This window comes from Burkholderia sp. Ac-20365 (genome assembly GCF_017104715.1).
GTDB lineage: Bacteria > Pseudomonadota > Gammaproteobacteria > Burkholderiales > Burkholderiaceae > Paraburkholderia.
This window is the reverse complement of sequence record NZ_JAAGPI010000006.1, coordinates 194,440-214,825: the sequence shown is the minus strand read 5'-3', so window position 1 is coordinate 214,825 and position 20,386 is coordinate 194,440. Positions and strand designations below refer to the sequence as shown.

Here is a 20,386-nt window from a genome sequence, read left to right as displayed (position 1 = left end):
CGGAGAAAGGGGCGCGCAAGCGCATCATTCGTTCGCGGCGATGATGTGTGCGATCGCGGCGTTCGCCTCGTCGCCGTACTTCGCGAATACGTCGGTCTTGTAGCTCGAATGGGGATCGACGGCCGTAAGCGTTGCTGCGCTCGTATCCTTCACGTCGACGTTGACGTTCATCGAAAGGCCCACGCGCAGCGGGTTCTTTTGCAGTTCTTCGAGCGGGATTTCGATGCGCACGGGCAGCCGTTGCACGACCTTGATCCAGTTGCCCGTCGCGTTCTGCGCAGGCAACAGCGCGAGCGCCGACCCTGTTCCCGGCGTGAGGCCCACGACCTTGCCGTGATAGGTGACCGACGAACCATAGACATCGGCGGTCAGTTCGACGGGCTGGCCCACGCGAATGTGCCGAAGCTGCCACTCCTTGAAGTTCGCATCGACCCACACCTGATTGAGCGGCACCACCGACATCAGCGGCGTTCCCGTTGCGACGCGCTGACCGACCTGCACGCTGCGCTGCGCGACATAGCCCGTGACGGGCGCGGGCAAGGTCGTGCGTGCATAGGCGAGGTAGGCGTCGCGCACATGAGCGGCGCTGGCCTGCACGTCGGGGTGGTCCTCGATCGACGTATTGGCCGTCAGCGCGCGGTTGGCGCCGAGCTGCTGTTTCGCGGCGTCGAGCGCGGCCTGTGCGGACTTGACGGCGTCGCGTGCATGCGAGATTTCTTCTTCCGACACCGCGCCCGTCATGCCCGTGGAAAGACGGCGGCGCAGATCGTCCTGTGCCTTCGACAGATCCGATTGCCGCTCGGCGATATCCGCGCGGTATTTGTCGTCGTTGACATAGAGGCCATGCACGCGGCGCACCGTCTGGCCGAGATTCGCTTCGGCCTGTTGCAGGGCGATGCGTGCGTCAGCGGGATCGATCCGTACGACCGGCTCACCCTCATTCACGATCTGCGTGTTGTCGGCATCGACGGCAATCACGGTTCCGCCAATCTGCGGCGTGATCTGCACGACGTTGCCGTTCACATACGCGTCGTCCGTTTCGACGTGAAAACGCGCGACGGTGTAGTAGTACGCGCCATACGCGGCGCCCGACGCCGCCAGTGTCGCCGCCAGCAGCGCGAGCAGCAGCTTGCGCTTTCCGGCTTTTTTCGGCGGTTCGTTGACCGGTTGGGATTGAGGTGCATTCATGATTTGAACTCCAGCAAGGCTTGGTCGACGCCACGCATCGTTCGATGGCGGCGGCTCGAATGGGTTAGTCGTTGGTCTTGACGTTCGAAGGCGTCGGAATCGGCGTATCGGTGTTCGACGCGAGGCCGGCTTGCGTCGCATCGAAGCCGCCGCCCATCGCCTTGATGAGACCGATCTGCTGATCGCGGCGCCCCATCTGCAGGTTGATGACGGACTTTTCGGCGGCGAGGCGGTTGTCGTCGGCGTTCAACACCTGCAACTGCTGGGTCAGTCCGGATTTGTAGCGAACCAGCGCCAGTTGATATGCCTTCGTCTGTGCGTCGAGCGCCTGTTGGGAGTCGACCAGTTGACGATCGGTCGACTGGATCTGCGAAACCTGTGTCGCCACGTCCGACAGCGCGTTGATCAACGTGTGGTTGTAGGTCGCCACGTCGTAATCGAAGTCGGCGTAGCGGTCTTTCAGTTGCGAGCGCAGCGCGCCGGCGTCGAAGATCGGCAGATGGATGGCCGGGCCCGCCTGAATCTGGCGGCTCGACGCCGTGAGGAAACGTCCCCATCCGAATGCGTCCAGACCCGCCGACAGCGACAGATTCACATCGGGATAGAACTCGGCCTTCGCGACCTTTACGTCGTGCATCGCGGCATCGACTTGCCAGTAGGCCGCCACGATGTCGGGCCGGCGCGAGATGAGATCGGCAGGCAGGTTATCGGGCAACGCAACGGCCGGGCCTGTGCCGAACGAAGGATTGGCAATTGCGAGCCCACGGTCCGGGCCCTTGCCCAGCAGCGCGCCCAACTGGTAGCGCACCGTGGTGATCTGTCCGTCGAGATCGCTGACACTCGCGCGGCTGGTGGACGTTTCGCCACTCGCAGTCTGCTTTTCCACGTTGGTGTCGAGACCTGCGCTCACGCGGCCATCCGTGATCCGCCCGATGTCTTCGCGATTGCGCACTTCGCGGCTCTCGACATCGCGCAATGCGTAGAGGAGCGCGAGATGGTTGTACGTGCTCGCCACCGATGCAGCCAACGTGATGCGAACTTCCTCGGCCTCTGCCTCGGCGACCTTTTCCTGCGAAACGGCCTTACGCAGCCGCTCGCGATTCTTGCCCCACAGATCGAGATCCCATGACGCGCTGACGAGCAGGTTGTTCTCGCTCTGCGTCGAGCCTGCGTAAGGCGGCGGCACGATCGCGTTGGCCGAGTAGTGTTCGCGGGTCCACGAATAGCTGCCGCTCACGCTGGGATACAGCAGGGATTTCGCGCTGCCCACGTACGACGTCGCTTTCTCGATGCGCGCACGCGCCTGATCGATAGTCGGGTTGCCTTGCAGCGCTTCGTCGATCAGCTTCGGCAATTGCGGGTCGCCGAACTGCTGCGCCCAGTCGAGCGCGGGCCATTTCCCGCCTTCGTCGGGCAGGCTCTGCTTCGTTTCATAGGTCGCAGGTGCCTCGATGTGCTTGTCGCTCCTGATACCGGCGTAGTTGACGCATCCCGCCAGACTGAAGGCCGCGACTGCCGCTGCGAGCAGCGCAGCCGGTTTGCTGACGAACGACACGGCTCGCCCTTTCTGCGGCACGTTTTCCAGTCTCGTCGTGTTCATTTGCGTGATCATGCTTTCGCATCCGTTAAAAAGTGTATATGCACATGCTAGTGTTCGTTGATGCACGCATCAATGCGCGGGAATGCATCAGTTTGTTGCCTTGCTGTTATCAGACGCTGGGCACGTCGCGCGTGATGCGGAACAGTTCGTTGCGCAAATGCACGGCCTGCTCGCGGCCAAAGATGAGTTCGAAGTTCGCCTGCGCCGCGTGCCAGTGAGCGGTCGCCTGCTCGAGACGTTCACGGCCCTTTTCGGTGAGCATGAGGCGCAGACGTCGATTGAGCCGCTCTTCGGCGGGCGCGACCACGAGGCCGTCGCGCAGCAGCGGCTTCAGGATGCGCACGAGCGTGGTGCGGTCCATCACCAGCGCGTCGGCCAGCTGGACCATGGTTGCTTTCGGATTGCGATCCAGCATGCTCAGGATGCTGAACTGGGTCGGCGTAATGCCGACCTTGGAAAGATGGCGTTCGTACAGCTTCGAAATATGCCGCGCTGCCTGGCGCACGGCGAAGCAGTCATCGGTTTCGGATGAAAATGGATTCATTTCTACGGGATAGTCTGCGATACCGTTTTCTATTTATATTTGGCATCCTTAATATTTAACGTGAAGCCAGCCCGCTGGCAGGCTACTCTCAGCGGCGCTCCGACTCCAGCGCGCGGCGCTGCAACCGTGCCGCGTTCTCCGCGCTGCGCAAATCGACGTCGAATGATTTCGTCGCCCAGCTCAGCGCCGCGATCCAGCCCGCGATGGTCCATCCGAGGAACAGATTGAGGAGGAGAACCCGGGCCGCTTCCTGCTTCATCCTGCGGCGGGCGATCATCGACGGCGTGAAATACACCGTCACACCCATAGCAACAATGACAAAAGACATGAATACGTGCATCTGACACCTGTTCTGATAACGCTGAACTTCAGAAAACACACTCGAAAGTGCATGCGCACAGAATAGCCAAACGACGTGCGGGAAGCGATGCCCGGCGCGTCATCAGACTGTTGCCGTCAGACGCATCAATTGGACCGGGATGGCGAGCGTGGCGCCCCTTCAGCGCGGCGCGGTGCGCTCGAAGAATTCGATCGCGTGATCGATGAACGCGCGGACCTTGGCGGGCAGCAGCGTCCGGTTGCTATACGCGAGGCGGATCTCGATGCCGATGTCAACCAGTTCGAAACCGGCGAGCAGTCGTACGAGCTTGCCCGATGCCAGTTCCTTTTCGATCAGCGCGACAGGCACGATGCCAATGCCGAATCCGCGCAGCACCATTTCGCGGTTGAACGCGGGGCTGTTCGATGACATGTCGAAGTGAAGGGGAATCGTCAGTTCTTCGCTGCCGACCCGAAAGCTGACGCTCGGGCGCCGCAGCGACGGCGACATCGCCACGAACTGATGATTCGCCAGCTCCGACGGATGATTCGGCGCAGGCGTTCGCTGCAAGTACTGCGGCGACGCGACGAGGATCACGGGAATGCGTTCGAGCAAGCGCACCACGGCCGTTTCGCTCGTCAGCATATAAGGCACGACGATGCCGAGATCGTAGCCGTCCGCGACGAGGTCGACGGGACGTTCCGTCAGCGTGACGTCGAGTGTGATTTTCGGATGCGCGAGTTTGAATTCGGCGATCAACGGAACGAGCCGCTCCATCGTCGACGTCGTGTGCGCGACGAGGCGCAGCACGCCGCCCGCCTCGCGCGTCTGGTTGCCGACGTCGGCTTCGAGGGCGTCCAGATCGTCGAGAATGCGCACGCAGCCTTCGTAGAACCGTTCCGCGGCCTCGGTGAGCGACACCTGCCGCGTGGTTCGATGCAGCAACCTGCAGCCGACGCGCTCCTCCAGCGCCGAAACCGCCCGCGATACCGCCGGCCTCGCCAGCCCGTGCATGTCCGCCGCGCGCGCGAAGCTCTTCAACTCCACTACCGACCGGAACACGCGCAGGCTCTCGACATAGTCCATGAAGCGATCTCGCTATAGGTGCAGGGGCGGCGGGTTTGCCGCAGGCAGGTCTTCAGGTACGACGCGTCCCGTCCGCGCATGCCGCGATACTACCCCGGAAGGCTTTACCGCACGATTGCCGGGCACGCACCGCGTACGTCAGCGCTTGCCCTGCCCGCCTTCCAGCGCGAAATTCTTCAGCAGCGTCTGCCGGCTCGCCTTCAGTATTTCCTCGCCCAGACGTGGATCCGCGCCGCCGACCGCCCGCGACAGAATCAGCGCACCGACCATCTCGCTGTAGAACGCAATCGCTTCGCGCCGCGCTTCATCCGCATCCATGCCTTCTTCGCGCTGTTCGACGACGAGCGCCGTCAACGTGTCGAACATCGTTTCCAGTCCGCTTGCAAAGTGCGTTTGCGCTTCCGTGCCGAGCCGGCGAACGTCGGCGGTCAGTCCGGCGACGGCGCAGCCCTGTTCGATATCGCCGCAATGCGTGCCGGACAGATAGAAATCGACCTGCCGTTTCAAGCGGTTGCCGCCCCGCTTGATGGGCGCGGCGATCGCGTCCTTCAGGTCGCGGTTGGCCTTGTCCATCGCGCTCGCCACGACCTCGGCCGCAAGCGCTTCCTTCGATTCGAAGTGGTTGTAGAAGCCGCCTTGTGTAAAGCCCGCCGCCTTCATCAGCGCGCTCAGGCCCACGCCGTCTATCCCATGTTCACGGAATAATTTCTCCGACGCCGCAATGATGGCCTTGCGGTTCTCTTCCGCCTGCTGTTTCGAGACTCCCATCGTTCGATGCTCCCACGCGCTTGTCGCCCAGTTTGTTGCCGCAATTATAGCGTCCTTCGAAAAATACAATGGTGACCACCATTGACATCTCGCGGACGATCAACCAAACTCAATGTCAGTCACCATTGTGTTTTCGGTGAACCCTTCAATCTGGACAGGAAATATTCATGACCAATACGACGGCAGACGCCAACAAGGCCCTCGTGCTAGAGGCATTCGACACGCTTTTCAACCAGCGCGATTACGCCGCCGCAGAGCGCTTCTGGTCGCCCGGCTACATCCAGCACAGCGCGCATATCGAGCCCGGCCGCGACGGCCTGTTCAATCTGATCAAAACGCTGCCTCCCACCTTGCGATACGAACCCGGCGTGATCGTCGCCGATGGCGACCATGTGATCGTGCACGGCCGCTTTTCCGGCCACGGGCGCCCCGTCGCATGGATTGCCGCCGACATCCTGCGCATCGAAAACGGCGTACTCGCCGAGCATTGGGACGTGCTGCAGGACGAAGCCACCCAGTCCGAATCGAAAAGCGGCCTGCCGATGTTCGGCAACCGGTTCCCGGACTAACGACATCCTCCACTTCAAGGCGAATCAATCATGAAACTCACTGGCAACACGATCTTCATCACGGGCGGCGGCTCGGGCATTGGCCGCGGTCTCGCCGAAGCGCTTCACAAACGCGGCAACAAGGTGATCATTTCGGGCCGGCGCGCGGAGCGCCTGCAGGCGACCATCGACGCGAATCCCGGCATGCGCGCGGTATCGCTCGACATGACGGATCCTTCAGACGTGCAGGCCGTGGCCGCGAAGCTGATCGCGGAGTATCCCGACCTCAACGTGCTGATCAATAACGCGGGAGTGATGTATCCCGACGGCGCGCAAGGCCCCGTCGACGACGATCTGCTGCGCACGACGGTCGACACGAACCTGCTCGGGCCGATCCGCATGACGTCCGCGCTGATCGAACATCTGAAGACCCGCGACGATGCCGTGGTCGCCAATGTGACGTCGGTGCTGGGTTTCGTGCCGCTCGCGATTGCTGCCGTCTATAGTTCGACGAAGGCCGCGTTACATTCGTACACGTTGTCGCAACGCTATCTGCTGCGGGACAGCAACGTTTCCTTCATCGAAATCGCGCCGCCGTGGGTTCGCACCGAGTTGCTGAACAGCACGGAAGAAGAACGCGCGATGCCGCTCGATACGTTTATCGAAGGCGCAATCGAGCAATTGGGTACTGATGCGAATGAGATTCTCGTGGGCCCGGCTGTCGCGATGCGAGCCAATCCTGGCCCGGGCGAGCACGCATGGGTCAACGAGTTCAACGATATGTTTGCCGCTGGCTGAGCGCTTTGCGTTGCCGCTTATGAGCGGCAACGGGCTCGGTCGGGGGGATCCGAACAGGCTTTTCAAGCCCACATGGAGTCAAGCGGGACACGTCGGTCCCGCTTGAACGACGGTTTCCGTTACGCGGAGACCGGCGCGTTCGTCGCTTCAGGCGCAACCGCGGGAGCCGCGCTTTCCGTGCCGACGCTTACCTTCTTTGCCGCGACCTTCCGGGTCGCCGCCTTCTTCGCAGGCGCCTTCGTGGCGGGCGCCGCGGCCTTCTTCACAGCACGCTTCCGGGCGGCCGGCTTTTTCGCCGCAGCCGCTTTACCGGTCGGCGCTGCTGCCTTCTTTGCAGCAGCGGCCTTCGGCTGCGCCGTGTTTTCCGTCGCGCCTTCGATCAGAAACTTCGTACGGTCTTTGGCGCCAGCGAGCCATGCGGGTGCCGGTCCACGGCCGCTCCACGTCGCACCGCTTTTCGGGTCGCGGTACTTGGGCGCTTGCGGGCCACGCACATAGTTGCCTGCCTTTGCGACTTTCACTGCCTTTCCGGCTTTCGCAACCTTTGCGACTTTAGTGGCCTTAGCGGCCTCAGCGACCTTCTTGCCAGCAGGCGCCGGAGCAGAAGCAGCGCCTTCAACCAGAAACTTGTTGCGATCCTTCGCGCTGGCAATCCACGCAGGCGCACGGCCGTGGCCGGTCCAGGTGGCGCCGGTTTTCGGATCACGATACTTCGCGACCGACGCAGACGCCTTGACTGCAGCCTTGAGCGCGGCCTTCACGCCCGGCTTGCGACCGCGCTTCTTCGCGCCGCCGATATGCGCTTCGATATCGGCAGTGGTCAAACCATGCTTATCCATAATCTCGCGGATCTTCGCGATGACGCCGGACGACTGCTTTGCAGCCAGCGCTTCCGCCTGAGCCTGAAGTTTGGCGATTTGCGCCTGAACCTTCTCGAGTGTTGCCATACTATTCCTCCCTATGATTAGTGTTGGCGGCACTATGCCATATAACCGTGCAAATAGGCGATAGTGCGAAAGACCTTATTAGCAACATCGAATCGAGAGTGATAATCTCAAGGCACAGGGCTTGCGCTCGCACAGTGACGCGTCCGAGGGCGCAAATCGTAAAACGGGGAAATTTCATGGATGAGAGAAAGCGCGACAGTATGGTCGCCTATCTGCGCAGAAGAATGGCTGAGGTCGGAATTGAACTCGACGATCTCGCCGCCGCAATTGCCGAAGATCAAATCCGGCAGAAATCGGCGCGCTATCGCAGCGCCACGGGAGAAATCTGGTCGGGCGAAGGCGAGATGCCCCAATGGCTGAAGCAGGCCATCAGCGCGGGGCAATCAATTGACCATTTTGCCGTGGGCCGCGCGGCGCAAAAGGAACAGCAAACGGAACCGGAATCGCCGTCGAAGGTCGACTGGAGCCAGGATCCGTTCGCAGGCAGCCGGCTGGCAGCTTCCCAATCCGCGCATCGCACCCAATGAAACGGCCGTTCTCCGCTGGACTGCACTAAATTGAATGAGTAATCTGTGGGCGCAGGAAGAGATTTGTTGGGGTTTGTTGGCCACGCCGACCTTGATCTTCGTCCCGGGGAGGACTCATGGAAGTGAGTACCGAAACGCTTGTCGACATGCTCAGAGAAGTAGAAGCAGAAGATCCCATCGACTACGCAGACCTGCCATTTGGAGAGCAGGAACTCAGACGCCTCATCGTCAGTTCGCTCGTTGAACGCCATCACAACGTGGAATCAGGCATGTCCACTTCCGACGTGCACGCGCTGTATCTGCTGAGCACCGCAAAGCTGGTTCTTGAAAATACGGTGCTTCATGCGCGACTGCTGCTTTTTCAAGGACATCAGCTCGATATCGATTCCTTGCTGGCGCCTTTTACGCTCAAAGGAAAACGTAGCTGATTGACAAATTCGGCCACGTATTGCGCTATATCCAGGCAGTGGGTGCGGTAGATGACGCACGGCGAATGCCGTGCGAATCGCAAGACTATTTGCACGAGCATTCGCATGCATCACACCCACTCACCATCGAACTTTCAACGCGTCCGCCCTTCGCGAAGTCCAAGTCGCTCGAGCGGAACGTTGTAGGTTTCCCGCATCGCGTAGATCGACACAGCGGACAGCAGGCAGACGAACGCGGCGAACGCTGCCGGCAGCATCCACGGCGCGGTGCCGAATCTGCCGATCAACGCCGTTTCAATGAGCGGCGCAAAGCCCGCCACCGCGAAGCCAAATTGCGTACCAATCGCCATTCCCGACAGACGGACCTGGGTTGGAAACCGCTCGGCGTAAGTGGCCGGCCAGACCGCGTTGGTAATACTGAAGACAATGCCGCCGAGCATCACGCCCGTGAAGAGCACCAGACTGTCGCTTCCCGTCGTGATCGACCAGAGAAAAACCGCAACACCGATTGCGCAGAAAATGTTGCCCGTGATGAACACAGGACGCCGCCCGATCCGGTCCGACAGACTCGCATAGACGGGGATAATGAACACCGCGATCAGGTTGGCGATCACGGCCGTCCACAGCATCGTCGACGTGCTGACGTGATGCTCCATCGTGCGGGAAAAGGACAGGGAAAACACGGCGAAGGTCGTGCCGATCGACGAGATGAGCGCCGCGAAAAATACCTGAAACAGTTCCTTGCGATAACTGGTGAGAAGCGTCTTGAGCGGCGCCCTCGGCACTTCGCCATGTGACGCTTCGCTCTGGAAAGCAGGCGTTTCCTCCAGACGCGAACGCACGATGAAGCCGACGATCACGACCAACGCACTCAGCCAGAATGGCACCCGCCAGCCCCACGACAACAGCTGGTCTTCCGACAGCAAAGCGGCGAGCGGCAGTACGACAGCTGGCGCAAGCACCTGGCCGCCTTGCGTCCCGCTCAATGTCCAGCTCGTGTAATACCCGCGACGGTCCGCAGGCGCATGTTCGAATGACATCGAATTCGCGCCCGCCTGCTCACCGGCTGCGGAGATGCCTTGCAGAATACGCAGTACGACGAGCAACGCGGGCGCGAGTAATCCCGCACTCTGAAAGCTCGGCAGGCAGCCGACGAGGAACGTCGACAGACCCATCAGCAGCAACGTGCCGACCATCACCACCTTGCGGCCAAGACGGTCGCCGTAGTGCCCCATCAGGAACGAGCCAAGCGGACGGGCTGCATACGCGACGCCGAAGGTCGCCATCGATGCGAGTGTTGCGGCAGCCATGTCGCCCGGCGGAAAGAAGATGCGCGGAAATACGAGCGCAGCGACCGTGCCGTAAATAAAGAAGTCGTAGTACTCGAGTGCGCTGCCGATCCACCCTGCAATGGCCGCTTTTCTCGCGTGCCGCCCGCCGGTGGCGGCAGCAAGCGCCGGGGCAGCGCCATTTCGCATTGCGTCAGTCGTCATGTTTGTCTCCGAATATTTGTTTAGGAATGTATGAGGCCGCTAGGCGCTTTCGCGTATTAACCGCTCGGTGGCCTGTCGAACGAGACTTGCCCGTTTCATCGAATCCGGTTCGCGTGCGAGCGGCACTTCGGCAAATAGCGGCACGTCGTTGGGAAGCACAGCGAGCAACTCTCTCAAAGGCAATTCACCTTCGCCCGGCAAGAGCCGGTTGCCGCGCGCTTCGTCGATGATTCCCGCAGGCGGCGGCGATGCAAGCGGCGCATCGCAAAGCTGCACGCTGCCGATCAGCGCAGGATCGAGCGCCTCGACCGATGCGACCGTCCCGCCAGAGCGCGCCAGATGCAGTGCATCGACGAGAACGAAGGCATTCGGTTTGCGAACCGCCTTCACGACACTCGCGGCATCTTCGAGCCGCGCGACAGGACGCCACACCATGAACTCGACGTCCAGCGCGAGACCGAACGGCTCGGCAAGGTCACAAAGCTCTCCAAAGCGATCGATGACTCTTGCGCGTTCCGCGTCGTCGATGTTGATGCATACGCGTTGCGCGCCAAGCTCGGCGCCCGCTTCGAACGCTTCGGCGTAGTCGCTCGCACGCGTATCCGGTGCAATGCGAACCACTTCGATATCCGATACCGCCACGTCGTGCGCATCCATCAGACGCCGCGTTTCGCGCAGCTCCGGCGATCCGGCGCGCAACGGGTACGCCACGCCGCCGGGCATCGGAGCACACAGACGAATACCCACCGCACGAAATCCCGCCTTGGCAGCGAGCGAAATGAGATGCGGCGGGCCTACATCGAGGACAGTCAGATGAGACAGGGATAACCGTTTCATTGCGTCACACTCCGTCCCGTCAGTAAGTAGCGCGTCCGCCCGTGAGATCGAACGCGGCGCCCGTCGTGAACGAGCACTCTTGCGTCGCGAGCCATGCGACCATCGACGCGACTTCGTCCGGGCGGCCTGCGCGCCCGAGCGGAATCTTCGCGAGCACGAAGTTGCGCGATTCGGCGGTCATGTTGCGGAGCATGTCCGATTCGATGGCGGCAGGCGTGACGCAATTCACACGAATATCCGTGTCCGCGAGTTCCTTGCTCAGCGACTTGGTCAGCGCAATCACGCCCGCCTTCGACGCGCCATACGCGCCCTGATTCGGATTGCCTTCCTTGCCGCCGACCGAAGACAGATTGACGATGCGCCCATGCCGCGCGCTGCGCAGATACGGCAGCACCTCGCGGCAGCAGATGAACACCCCCGTGAGGTTGATATCGATCACCTGTCGCCACGCATCGATCGAATAGGTTTCGACGGGTCCGATAGGGCCGTTGATGCCTGCCGCGTTGATCAGCACATCGACCGATCCGAAGCGCTCGTACACGTCTTTTGCGGCAGTCGCGACGTTGGCGGCATCCGTGACATTCACCTGCGCCGACGACACAGCGCATACCTTTTCAGCGGCTGCATGAGCGGCCGCGCCGTCGATATCCCACAGCACGACCTTCGCGCCCGACGCAACGAATCGTTCGGCAATCGCATAGCCGATAGCGCCCGAGCCGCCCGTGATGACACATACGCGATCCTGCAGATCCAGCTTGTTCATGTACCTCGTCTCCAAAGGGTTAGGCATCGTTTGAACGGATACTAAGGAGAAACGCCCTCTTTGTCGTATGCTGAAGTTCCGATAACCTATAACTTTCGGTTAACCAGCAGCGGGCGATGTGCGATGCGCTTCAAACTCAGGCACATGGAAGTGTTTCGCGCGGTCATGCTGACGGGATCGATCAACGCGGCCAGCAAACTGTTATTCGTCTCGCAGCCTGCCGTGAGCAAGCTGGTGTCTCACATCGAAACAACGCTCGGCTTGCGTCTGTTCGAACGCTCCAAAGGCCGCCTCGTCCCGACGACGGAAGCGCACGCGCTGTTCAGGGAAGTCGAGCAGGTGTATCAGGCGGCCGTGCGGGTCGACGAGTTCGCGCATGCGCTGTCGCTCGGGCCGGCGAGCCTGTTGCGCGTGACGTGCAGCGCGTCGCTGGCCATGAGCGTGGTCGCGCCCGCACTGGTGGATCTCAAGAAGAAACTGCCCGCATTGACGGTGAACTGGCAGACCACGCTGATGGCCGACATGCCGATGGAACTGCTGAGCAAGGAAGCGGAGGTTGCCATCTCCGCGATGCCCGTCACGCACGAGCATCTGAACAACGTGCCTTTCATGTCTGGCAACATGGTCTGCGCGATGCCGAAAGGACACCGGCTCGCGGCGCAGAAAAGCGTCGCGCTTGCCGATCTCGTCGATGAACCGGTTGTCCTGTTCAAGCGCGATATCCCGTTCGGGACGGTGATTGCGCAGGCGTGTCAGCAGGCGGGCGTCGAACTCAAATCGACCATCGACGTGATGCGTGCCGATCAGGCGCTTGCGCTCGTCGAAGGCGGGCTCGGCGTGACCATCGTCGACAACTTCGCGACGACGGGAAGTTCACTCGTGATTCGTCCGCTTCGCGAAAACATCGAGCTGACGGCGCATTTTGTCTACTCGCGCTTCACGCCTCCATCGCGGAATGCGAGCCTGTTCATGCAAGCCGTGTATCGGCGCGCGGAGAGCCTGAAGCGCGCTATTCCGGACGCTTCCCTTCCGCAGTAACGCTGTTTATCCCGGCATGGCCGCCATACGACGCTCCTGCCGCAGCAGCACATCGCGGTAAATCCCCGGCCGTCGCGCCAGTTCCGCAGGCACGCCATCGTCGACGAGCCTGCCATGCTGGATCACCACGATCCGATCGAAATTCTGCAAGGTCGACAAGCGATGTGCGATCGCGACCACCGTGCGGCCTTTCATCAGTCGATCGAGCGCGATTTGAATCATCGCTTCCGATTCGCTGTCGAGCGCCGACGTTGCCTCGTCGAGCAGCAGGATCGGCGCATCTTTCAGGAACGCCCGCGCGATCGCGATGCGTTGCCGTTGACCGCCCGAAAGGCGCGTGCCGCGCTCACCCACTACCGTCTGCAGGCCGTCGGGCAGCGAGCGGATCAGTTCGAGACAATTGGCGTGCTCGCAGGCCTGCAACACGTCATCCTCGGTCGCGCCCGGGCGGCCATAACGCAGATTGTCGAGCAGCGTGCGGTTGAAGAGCGAGATATCCTGCGGTACGACGCCCACGGCATCATGCAGACTGCCCAGACTGATATCACGCAGCCGCTGCCCCGAAATGCAGACGGCGCCGGCTCCGGACGGCGGGTCGAAGGACCGTTGCAATAGCGCGAGCACGGTTGTTTTGCCGGCACCCGATGGTCCGACGAGACCCACCCGCTGTCCCGCGTCGATATGCAGGCTGAAATGATCCAGCACGCGGCGGCGGCCGGGATAGGAAAACGTGACGTTCTCGAAGTCGATGTTCGCGTCACGAATCTGCAACGCCGGGACACCCATCCTCTCTTCCATCTCGCGCGGCACGAGCAGCGCTTGTGCGGCGTCGGCCAGCCGAGCGACATGCTGAACCATGTCCACCAGCGCCACGGCGAGATCGCGCGTGCCATGCAGAATCGCAAAGCCCAGCGAACTGACCAGCACCACATCGCCTGTCGTGGCGCGCTCTTGCGTCCACAGCCACAGCACCCAGCCAAGCAGGCCGCACGACAGCACCGCGGTGATGACGGCATGCACCAGCCGGAGCTTCTCGAGGTGCCGCAGGCTCGCCTTCCGCGCGCTCATTTCCTGTTCGAGTATCGATCCGATACGTTGGCTTTCGCGTGCCGTCGCCACAAAAGTGCGGACTGTCGACATGTTGCCGATCACATCGACCAGTTCGCCATCGACGGAAGCGGCACGCGACGCGAAATGAACATGCCGCGCGCCGCCGCGCCTTGCGAGCCAGAACAGAAATGCGGTCATGCAGATGGAAATACCGATCAGCGCGAGCGCCATGCCCACACTGACCCACCCGATCAGCACGATGGCGCCCACGACGGAGAGAAGCGGCGGCAGCGCATTCCACGCCGAGAGATTTTCGATGGTAAAAACGGCATTCGCGGTCGCCGAGATGCGGCTTGCGAGTGTGCCCGGTTGCACGTTCGAGAAATACCCCGGCGAATGTCCGATCAGATAACCGAACAGTTCGCGGCGCACATCCCCCGTCACGCCGACGAACGTCCGCACGCTCGCCCAGCCCGCAAGACGCCAGAACATGGTGTCCGCGAAAAGCAGCGCAACGATCACAAGAAATGCATCGATTACCAGCGCGGGATGCGCGCGGCCGTTGGGCAGCGCGTCGATGAGATTTTTGATCGCGAACTGCGAGCCCAATGAGCACGCGACAGCCGCCACGATACTGAAGACGACAACCGCGTGCTGCGCGCGATGCTGGTCCACGTAACGCAGCAGCAACCTGACGGGATGTGCGGCATAGGCGGCGAGCGCCTTCGCGCGCCGCCCTCGCGTATAGCCGGACACTCCCGCGCCCGCAGCCTGTGAGCCTGGCGTACCCATGTTGTTCCGCCCCAATCATGCGCCGTCCGGCGCGATCGGAGCGCGGGCGCGGCAGTCAGCGAAAGCGCCCTCGATCACTACGGGCGAACCCATCCCGCATACGCCGTTCCCGCTACGCCATGACGAACGCATGACGCAAGGTTTCCCGCGATCACCTTGCTGCCAGCTAACGGTCCGCCACGTGTGAAGATTCCAGAACGCCTATTTCGCGGGCGCATTGGCCGCTGCTGCCTGGCTCGCCGCTTTCTGCTTTTTGGACGCCTCGTGATGACCCACAGCGCAGCCTGCCGCGGCACCGGCGACACCGTGCTTTCCCGCTACGTGTCCCGCTACCCCGCCGACCACGGCGCCTTCGGTGCAACCCGCCGCGTGCGCAAAACTGCTCAGCGCCATTGTCGAAATCACACATGCAGTCGCGGCAATCAGTTTCAATTTCATTTCAACCTCCCGTTGTTGTATCCCGGGACGTCTTCGCAACCGGCATGCCACGCCGTCTGCGCGTATCAGACCTTGTAGTTGCCGCCGTCGCGATCGAGCAATCGCAACAGCGCGGTCCATTCGCGGTCCAGATGCACGGTGTCGAGATACGCGTAGTTATCGTGCTGCTTCGCCGCGTGCTCGCACACTTCCGGCGATGGAATCACCACCTTCTGCCCAGCCGACAGCGTAGCGACCTGAATCTCACACGCCTTGTTCAGGTAGTACATGCGCGTGAACGCCTCCGCCACCGAACGGCCCGTCGTCAACAAACCGTGATTGCGCAGAATCAGGTAATCCTTCTTGCCGATCGACTCGACGATGCGTTCGCGTTCATCGAGTTCGAGCGAAATGCCCTCGTATTCGTGATATGCGACGCGGTTGTAGAATTGCATGCTGATCTGGTTCAGCGGCAGCAGACCGCACTCCATCGCCGCGACGGCCATGCCGTAAGTCGTGTGAAGATGCACGACACATTCGACATCGTGACGCGCCTGGTGCAGCGCGCTATGAATGGTGAAGCCGGCGGCGTTGACTTCGAACCGGTCGTCGCCGATGGGGTTGCCGTCCACATCGATCTTCACCAGCGACGATGCCGTAATCTCGTCGAAGAACCAGCCGTGCGGGTTGATGAGGAACTGATCGGTGGTGCCCGGCACGCGCGCGGAGATGTGCGTGTAGATCAGGTCAGTGAGTTCGAATTTCGCCGCGAGTCGATAAGCTGCAGCAAGCTGAACACGCGTGTCCCACTCGGCTTGAGAAATATTGCGGGGCTTGCGATTGACGTGTGGATCGGTCGTGGAAATCATGCTGAATGCACTCCGGGTTCGGGAACAACGACGTTTTCGTGACGCGGCGCATGGGTGGAATCCTCTTCCGGCCAGCGCCCGCTCTAATTTGTGAATCGCAACAGGCTCACACTTCGCTCGTGAAGCGCGGCACCATGTCGAACAGATCGCCGACGAGGCCGTAATCCGCGACGCTGAAGATCGGCGCTTCTTCATCCTTATTGATTGCGACGATGACTTTCGAATCCTTCATGCCGGCGAGATGCTGGATCGCGCCTGAAATGCCGACGGCGATATACAGTTGCGGCGCGACGATCTTGCCGGTTTGGCCGACCTGATAATCGTTAGGCACGTAGCCAGCGTCGACCGCTGCGCGCGATGCGCCTAAAGCGGCTTGCAATTTGTCCGCTAGCGGTTCGAGTACCTTTGTGTAGTTCTCGCCGCTGCCAAGGCCACGTCCGCCCGACACGATGATGTTCGCGCTCGTGAGTTCCGGACGGTCGAGCTTCGTCACTTCGCGGGTAACGAACTGCGAGATACCTGCATCGGCGGCTGCTTCGATTTTCTCGACCGATGCGCTGCCGCCTTCCGCAGCAACAGGATCGAAGCCCGTCGCGCGCACCGTGATGACCTTGATCGCGTCTTGCGATTGAACTGTCGCGATTGCGTTGCCAGCGTAGATCGGGCGTTCGAACGTGTCGGCGCTGACTACGGCGGTAATCTCGCTGATCTGCGCAACGTCGAGCTTTGCCGCGACGCGCGGCGCGATGTTCTTGCCGTACGCCGTAGCCGGAGCGAGGATGTGTGAATAGTCCTTCGCGATGGTCAGCACCGTTGCTTCGATGTTTTCCGCAAGGCCTTCGGCGAGTTGTGGCGCATCAGCCAGCAGCACCTTCGAGACACCTGCGATTTTCGCAGCCGCCTCAGCCACATCTTGCGCATTGTGGCCAGCGACCAGCACATGCACGTCGTCACCGATCTTCTGTGCAGCAGCAATCGTATTCAGCGTCGCTGCCTTGATCGAAGCATTGTCATGCTCAGCAATTACCAGAATCGTCATTTCATTCGTCTCCGTGTGCGCGAATATTCAAAGCACTTTGGCTTCCGTCTTGAGCTTCGCAACAAGCGTGGACACGTCGGCGACCTTTACACCAGCCGGGCGCTTCGGCGGCTCGCTGACCTTCAGCGTCATCAGACGCGGCGTGACATCGACGCCCAGATCTTCCGGCTTCACGGTTTCCAGCGGCTTCTTCTTCGCCTTCATGATGTTCGGCAGCGTCACGTAGCGCGGCTCGTTCAGGCGTAGATCGGTCGTGACAACAGCGGGCAGCGTCAGCGATACCGTCTCCGCGCCGCCATCAATTTCACGCGACACGATCGCCTTGCCGTGCGCCACGACAACCTTCGATGCAAACGTCGCCTGCGGCAAACCAGCCAAAGCAGCCAGCATCTGGCCCGTCTGGTTCGCGTCGTCATCGATCGCCTGCTTGCCAAGAATCACAAGCGACGGCTGCTCCCTGTCGACCAGCGCTTTCAAAAGCTTCGCGACCGCCAGCGGCTGCAACGCTTCATCGGATTCAATCAGCACAGCGCGGTCCGCGCCGATCGCCAGCGCCGTGCGCAGCGTTTCCTGACATTGCGCAACGCCCGCCGACACGACGATCACTTCCGTCGCGACACCCGCTTCCTTCAACCGCACCGCTTCTTCAACCGCGATTTCATCGAACGGGTTCATCGACATCTTCACGTTCGCGATATCCACGCCCGAGCCATCCGACCTGACGCGAACCTTCACGTTGTAATCCACGACCCGCTTCACTGGCACCAGAACCTTCATCGTCTATCCCTTTGCCGTTACCCCGGATTCCCGCAAACAGTCGCTGCGACCGGGCCAGCGCTACTTATTCAAAATCGATCAAAAACCGCAATTTTTCCACTGAACCGCACTCTCGCCGGACACGCCGTCCAGTGCTTTTCAAAGACGCAGGAAAAACCCATAGAAAACCCTATAAATCATTACAAAACATAGCTTTACAAACACATCCACGCACCGAAAAATAGCTTCATAGCGAGAATTTAATTTGTTCGTGTTGACACCACTGTAAGACGTCACTCATCATATGTCAACGAACAAAAAACATCGCTCCGAAGCTCCTCAAGACAGGCGACGATGCACCCGGTTTTGACGCGCGCATCATGTCGTCAGCAGGCGCAAACGGGGTTCGTGATACGGATTTCCCGCCGGGCCACGCACGTCCGGCGCATGTCATGGTTTTGATCAGGAGAGTCATGGTGGCCAGTCACGACAAGGCACGAGTAGGTGTTGATATCGGTGGGACCTTCACCGACGTTGCGCTGGAACTCGGTGGAGCGCTCTTTTCCACCAAGGTGCTGACGGATTACACGGCGCCCGAACGCGCCATCATCAAGGGCATCGGCATCGTTGCGGAAAAGGCCGGCATTGGTCTGAAAGATATCGGCGTGATCATCCACGGCACGACACTCGCCACTAACGCACTGATCGAGCGACGCGGCGCGAAAACCGCCTTCATCACGACGGAAGGCTTTCGCGACACGATCGAGATGCGCACGGAAAACCGCTTCGAACAGTACGATCTGAACATCAAGCTGCCGCCTCCGCTGATCGAACGCTGCGACCGCTTCACGCTCGGCGAACGTATCGACGCCCAAGGCGGCATCCTGCTCGCGCCGACAGAAGCGCAGATCGCATCCATCGTCGATCGTATCGAGCAAGGCGGTTACGAAAGCGTCGCGATCGGCTTCATCCACGCGTACGTGAACGGCGCGCATGAACGCACGATGCGCGACGCGATCGAAAAGCGCCTGCCCAATGTGTCGGTGTCGATCTCCAGCGAAGTGTCGCCGCAGATCCGAGAATTCGAACGCTTCAATACGGTGTGCGCGAACGCGTATGTGCGCCCCATCATGAAGTCCTATCTGGACCGGCTCCTCGGCAAGGTGCGCGAAGCAGGCGCGGACTGTCCGCTCTTTATCATTCACTCGGGCGGCGGGATCGTGTCGATTGAAAGCGCGTCGGCATTTCCCGTTCGACTCGTGGAATCGGGTCCGGCGGGCGGCGCGATTTTCGCCGCGCACATTGCCGCGCGCTACGACCTGAACAGCGTGCTGTCGTTCGACATGGGCGGCACCACCGCCAAGATCTGCCTGATCGACGATCTCACGCCTAAGACGGCCAACACATTCGAAGTCGCGCGCACGTATCGCTTCAAGAAAGGCAGCGGTATGCCCATTTCGATTCCAGTCGTCGAGATGGTCGAAATCGGCGCGGGCGGCGGCTCGATTGCTTCCGTCGACGTGATGCGCCAGATTCGTGTCGGCCCGCATAGCGCGGCTTCAGAGCCCGGCCCCGCGTGTTATCAGCGCGGCGGCACGCAGCCGACCGTCACCGACGCCGACCTGCTGCTCGGCCGCCTCGATCCTGCCAATTTCGCGGGCGGCACGATTCCGCTTTCCACCGACAACGCAGCGTCGGCGCTCGTCAGCGAAGTGGGCGGCGCGATCAATCTGAGCGCCGAAGAAACGGCCTACGGCGTGGCAGAAGTCGTCGACGAAAACATGAGCAACGCGGCGCGCGTGCATGCTGTGGAAAGCGGCAAGGACATCGGCGACTACACGATGATCACCTTCGGCGGCGCCGGCCCGCTGCACGCGGCGCGTCTGTGCGAGAAGAGCGGCATCCGCAAGTTCATCGTGCCGCCGGGTGCAGGCGTCGGCTCCGCCATCGGCTTTTTGCGCGCACCGTTCGGTTACGAAAGCGTGCGCAGCGCGAGCATGCGCTTCAGCGAATTCGACCCCGCCGCGCTCAACGAAATCGTCGATCAACTCAGCGAAGAAGCCGTCCACTTCGCGCGGCAAGGCTCGGGCGACGCCGAGCCACTCGTCGAGATCAAGGCCTTCATGCGTTACGTCGGCCAGGGTTGGGAAATCCCCGTGATGATCGCGCCTCGCCGTTTCAGTGCCGAAGATTGTGCGACCTTCACGGATGCCTTTACCAAGGCTTATACGCAGTTCTTCGGCCGCCCTATCGATGGTCTCGACATCGAGATCGTCAGCTGGGCCGTGAAGGCAAGCTCGCCGATGCCGCCCGTCGAACGCCTGCGCCTCGTCACTTCCCGCGATACCGTGACGCCCGCAAAAACGCGCCGGATTTTCGACGCAGCGTTGCATCGTTTCGTCGAGGCCGCGATTGTCGAACGGGCAACGCTGAAGGTCGGCGAATGCGTGACGGGCCCCACGATCATCGTCGAACCGGAAACTTCGACGCTCGTCACCTCGTCCTTCGATGCGATGGTGCAGCCGGACGGTTGCCTCTTCGTCGTCGCCAAAGACCCGAATGCCAACCGTTGATCAGGA

The 20,386-nt window shown here is 61.3% G+C and carries 21 protein-coding genes; 6 read left to right on the top strand and 15 right to left on the bottom strand.

The window, feature by feature from the left end; genetic code table 11:
- Positions 1-24: 24 nt before the first annotated feature.
- From G3O01_RS13845 to G3O01_RS13820, 6 genes are all read right to left on the bottom strand, one after another.
- The gene (locus G3O01_RS13845; RefSeq protein ID WP_205805560.1) at positions 25-1,188 is read right to left on the bottom strand and encodes an HlyD family efflux transporter periplasmic adaptor subunit; all 1,164 of its coding nucleotides are present in this window, start codon (positions 1,186-1,188) and stop codon (positions 25-27) included.
- 64 nt (positions 1,189-1,252) lie between these two features.
- Complete coding sequence (locus G3O01_RS13840) at positions 1,253-2,788, bottom strand: efflux transporter outer membrane subunit (RefSeq protein ID WP_241023924.1); 1,536 nt, start codon at positions 2,786-2,788, stop codon at positions 1,253-1,255.
- A gap of 109 nt (positions 2,789-2,897) precedes the next feature.
- Positions 2,898-3,332, bottom strand: coding sequence for a MarR family winged helix-turn-helix transcriptional regulator (locus tag G3O01_RS13835; RefSeq protein ID WP_205805556.1), 435 nt, complete (start codon positions 3,330-3,332; stop codon positions 2,898-2,900).
- A gap of 88 nt (positions 3,333-3,420) precedes the next feature.
- Complete coding sequence (locus G3O01_RS13830; RefSeq protein WP_205805554.1) at positions 3,421-3,672, bottom strand: superinfection immunity protein; 252 nt, start codon at positions 3,670-3,672, stop codon at positions 3,421-3,423.
- Between the two features lie 159 nt (positions 3,673-3,831).
- Positions 3,832-4,737 carry a LysR family transcriptional regulator gene (locus G3O01_RS13825; protein WP_205805552.1) on the bottom strand — a complete coding sequence of 302 codons (906 nt, stop codon included), beginning with the start codon at positions 4,735-4,737 and terminating at the stop codon, positions 3,832-3,834.
- A gap of 138 nt (positions 4,738-4,875) precedes the next feature.
- On the bottom strand, positions 4,876-5,505 hold the full coding sequence (locus tag G3O01_RS13820) for a TetR/AcrR family transcriptional regulator (protein WP_205805536.1): 630 nt from the start codon (positions 5,503-5,505) through the stop codon (positions 4,876-4,878).
- A gap of 167 nt (positions 5,506-5,672) precedes the next feature.
- Here G3O01_RS13820 and G3O01_RS13815 point away from each other — a divergent pair, with 167 nt between their 5' ends.
- A complete protein-coding gene (locus G3O01_RS13815) occupies positions 5,673-6,074 on the top strand; it encodes a nuclear transport factor 2 family protein (protein ID WP_205805534.1) in 402 nt (133 codons plus the stop codon).
- A 30-nt stretch (positions 6,075-6,104) separates the two neighbouring features.
- Positions 6,105-6,851 carry an SDR family NAD(P)-dependent oxidoreductase gene (locus G3O01_RS13810; RefSeq protein WP_205805526.1) on the top strand — a complete coding sequence of 249 codons (747 nt, stop codon included), beginning with the start codon at positions 6,105-6,107 and terminating at the stop codon, positions 6,849-6,851.
- 119 nt (positions 6,852-6,970) lie between these two features.
- On the opposite strand, the gene G3O01_RS13805 is transcribed toward G3O01_RS13810, so the two are convergent.
- The gene (locus G3O01_RS13805; protein WP_205805524.1) at positions 6,971-7,798 is read right to left on the bottom strand and encodes an H-NS family nucleoid-associated regulatory protein; all 828 of its coding nucleotides are present in this window, start codon (positions 7,796-7,798) and stop codon (positions 6,971-6,973) included.
- Positions 7,799-7,974: 176 nt separating this feature from the next.
- Between G3O01_RS13805 and G3O01_RS13800 the strand changes: the two genes are divergently transcribed.
- Entirely contained in the window at positions 7,975-8,325 is a 351-nt protein-coding gene (locus tag G3O01_RS13800) for an H-NS family nucleoid-associated regulatory protein (RefSeq protein ID WP_205805523.1), read from the top strand.
- A 116-nt stretch (positions 8,326-8,441) separates the two neighbouring features.
- Complete coding sequence (locus G3O01_RS13795; protein ID WP_205805521.1) at positions 8,442-8,753, top strand: hypothetical protein; 312 nt, start codon at positions 8,442-8,444, stop codon at positions 8,751-8,753.
- A gap of 134 nt (positions 8,754-8,887) precedes the next feature.
- On the opposite strand, the gene G3O01_RS13790 is transcribed toward G3O01_RS13795, so the two are convergent.
- From G3O01_RS13790 to G3O01_RS13780, 3 genes are read right to left on the bottom strand one after another with little or no spacing between them, the layout of a single operon-like run.
- Positions 8,888-10,246, bottom strand: coding sequence for an MFS transporter (locus tag G3O01_RS13790; RefSeq protein WP_205805520.1), 1,359 nt, complete (start codon positions 10,244-10,246; stop codon positions 8,888-8,890).
- Between the two features lie 39 nt (positions 10,247-10,285).
- Positions 10,286-11,083 (bottom strand): TIM barrel protein, encoded by a 798-nt coding sequence (locus G3O01_RS13785; RefSeq protein WP_205805519.1) that lies wholly within the window; start codon positions 11,081-11,083, stop codon positions 10,286-10,288.
- A 19-nt stretch (positions 11,084-11,102) separates the two neighbouring features.
- Positions 11,103-11,846, bottom strand: a complete 744-nt coding sequence (locus G3O01_RS13780) for an SDR family NAD(P)-dependent oxidoreductase (protein WP_205805518.1) — start codon at positions 11,844-11,846, stop codon at positions 11,103-11,105.
- A gap of 123 nt (positions 11,847-11,969) precedes the next feature.
- On the opposite strand from G3O01_RS13780, the gene G3O01_RS13775 reads away from it, so the two are divergent.
- Positions 11,970-12,884, top strand: coding sequence for a LysR family transcriptional regulator (locus tag G3O01_RS13775; RefSeq protein ID WP_205805517.1), 915 nt, complete (start codon positions 11,970-11,972; stop codon positions 12,882-12,884).
- A gap of 6 nt (positions 12,885-12,890) precedes the next feature.
- On the opposite strand, the gene G3O01_RS13770 is transcribed toward G3O01_RS13775, so the two are convergent.
- The 5 genes from G3O01_RS13770 to G3O01_RS13750 form a co-directional block, all read right to left on the bottom strand.
- Positions 12,891-14,726, bottom strand: coding sequence for an ABC transporter ATP-binding protein (locus G3O01_RS13770; RefSeq protein WP_205805516.1), 1,836 nt, complete (start codon positions 14,724-14,726; stop codon positions 12,891-12,893).
- A gap of 201 nt (positions 14,727-14,927) precedes the next feature.
- A complete protein-coding gene (locus tag G3O01_RS13765; protein WP_205805515.1) occupies positions 14,928-15,164 on the bottom strand; it encodes a hypothetical protein in 237 nt (78 codons plus the stop codon).
- Positions 15,165-15,229: 65 nt separating this feature from the next.
- On the bottom strand, positions 15,230-16,012 hold the full coding sequence (locus tag G3O01_RS13760) for a class II aldolase/adducin family protein (RefSeq protein ID WP_205805512.1): 783 nt from the start codon (positions 16,010-16,012) through the stop codon (positions 15,230-15,232).
- A gap of 106 nt (positions 16,013-16,118) precedes the next feature.
- Positions 16,119-17,051 carry an electron transfer flavoprotein subunit alpha/FixB family protein gene (locus G3O01_RS13755; protein WP_205805511.1) on the bottom strand — a complete coding sequence of 311 codons (933 nt, stop codon included), beginning with the start codon at positions 17,049-17,051 and terminating at the stop codon, positions 16,119-16,121.
- Between the two features lie 27 nt (positions 17,052-17,078).
- The gene (locus G3O01_RS13750) at positions 17,079-17,828 is read right to left on the bottom strand and encodes an electron transfer flavoprotein subunit beta/FixA family protein (RefSeq protein WP_205805510.1); all 750 of its coding nucleotides are present in this window, start codon (positions 17,826-17,828) and stop codon (positions 17,079-17,081) included.
- A gap of 452 nt (positions 17,829-18,280) precedes the next feature.
- On the opposite strand from G3O01_RS13750, the gene G3O01_RS13745 reads away from it, so the two are divergent.
- A complete protein-coding gene (locus G3O01_RS13745) occupies positions 18,281-20,380 on the top strand; it encodes a hydantoinase/oxoprolinase family protein (protein ID WP_205805509.1) in 2,100 nt (699 codons plus the stop codon).
- Positions 20,381-20,386 lie beyond the last annotated feature (6 nt).

What these genes read in the sequence shown, in the direction of transcription:
- G3O01_RS13755 (WP_205805511.1), bottom strand. Translation starts at nt 17,051, where the DNA reads ATGACGATTCTGGTAATTGCTGAGCATGACAATGCTTCGATCAAGGCA.
- G3O01_RS13800 (WP_205805523.1), top strand. Translation starts at nt 7,975, where the DNA reads ATGGATGAGAGAAAGCGCGACAGTATGGTCGCCTATCTGCGCAGAAGA.
- G3O01_RS13780 (WP_205805518.1), bottom strand. Translation starts at nt 11,846, where the DNA reads ATGAACAAGCTGGATCTGCAGGATCGCGTATGTGTCATCACGGGCGGC.
- G3O01_RS13815 (WP_205805534.1), top strand. Translation starts at nt 5,673, where the DNA reads ATGACCAATACGACGGCAGACGCCAACAAGGCCCTCGTGCTAGAGGCA.
- G3O01_RS13845 (WP_205805560.1), bottom strand. Translation starts at nt 1,188, where the DNA reads ATGAATGCACCTCAATCCCAACCGGTCAACGAACCGCCGAAAAAAGCC.
- G3O01_RS13765 (WP_205805515.1), bottom strand. Translation starts at nt 15,164, where the DNA reads ATGAAATTGAAACTGATTGCCGCGACTGCATGTGTGATTTCGACAATG.
- G3O01_RS13805 (WP_205805524.1), bottom strand. Translation starts at nt 7,798, where the DNA reads ATGGCAACACTCGAGAAGGTTCAGGCGCAAATCGCCAAACTTCAGGCT.
- G3O01_RS13820 (WP_205805536.1), bottom strand. Translation starts at nt 5,505, where the DNA reads ATGGGAGTCTCGAAACAGCAGGCGGAAGAGAACCGCAAGGCCATCATT.
- G3O01_RS13770 (WP_205805516.1), bottom strand. Translation starts at nt 14,726, where the DNA reads ATGGGTACGCCAGGCTCACAGGCTGCGGGCGCGGGAGTGTCCGGCTAT.
- G3O01_RS13795 (WP_205805521.1), top strand. Translation starts at nt 8,442, where the DNA reads ATGGAAGTGAGTACCGAAACGCTTGTCGACATGCTCAGAGAAGTAGAA.
- G3O01_RS13750 (WP_205805510.1), bottom strand. Translation starts at nt 17,828, where the DNA reads ATGAAGGTTCTGGTGCCAGTGAAGCGGGTCGTGGATTACAACGTGAAG.
- G3O01_RS13790 (WP_205805520.1), bottom strand. Translation starts at nt 10,246, where the DNA reads ATGACGACTGACGCAATGCGAAATGGCGCTGCCCCGGCGCTTGCTGCC.
- G3O01_RS13835 (WP_205805556.1), bottom strand. Translation starts at nt 3,332, where the DNA reads ATGAATCCATTTTCATCCGAAACCGATGACTGCTTCGCCGTGCGCCAG.
- G3O01_RS13775 (WP_205805517.1), top strand. Translation starts at nt 11,970, where the DNA reads ATGCGCTTCAAACTCAGGCACATGGAAGTGTTTCGCGCGGTCATGCTG.
- G3O01_RS13745 (WP_205805509.1), top strand. Translation starts at nt 18,281, where the DNA reads ATGGTGGCCAGTCACGACAAGGCACGAGTAGGTGTTGATATCGGTGGG.
- G3O01_RS13785 (WP_205805519.1), bottom strand. Translation starts at nt 11,083, where the DNA reads ATGAAACGGTTATCCCTGTCTCATCTGACTGTCCTCGATGTAGGCCCG.
- G3O01_RS13825 (WP_205805552.1), bottom strand. Translation starts at nt 4,737, where the DNA reads ATGGACTATGTCGAGAGCCTGCGCGTGTTCCGGTCGGTAGTGGAGTTG.
- G3O01_RS13830 (WP_205805554.1), bottom strand. Translation starts at nt 3,672, where the DNA reads ATGCACGTATTCATGTCTTTTGTCATTGTTGCTATGGGTGTGACGGTG.
- G3O01_RS13840 (WP_241023924.1), bottom strand. Translation starts at nt 2,788, where the DNA reads ATGAACACGACGAGACTGGAAAACGTGCCGCAGAAAGGGCGAGCCGTG.
- G3O01_RS13810 (WP_205805526.1), top strand. Translation starts at nt 6,105, where the DNA reads ATGAAACTCACTGGCAACACGATCTTCATCACGGGCGGCGGCTCGGGC.
- G3O01_RS13760 (WP_205805512.1), bottom strand. Translation starts at nt 16,012, where the DNA reads ATGATTTCCACGACCGATCCACACGTCAATCGCAAGCCCCGCAATATT.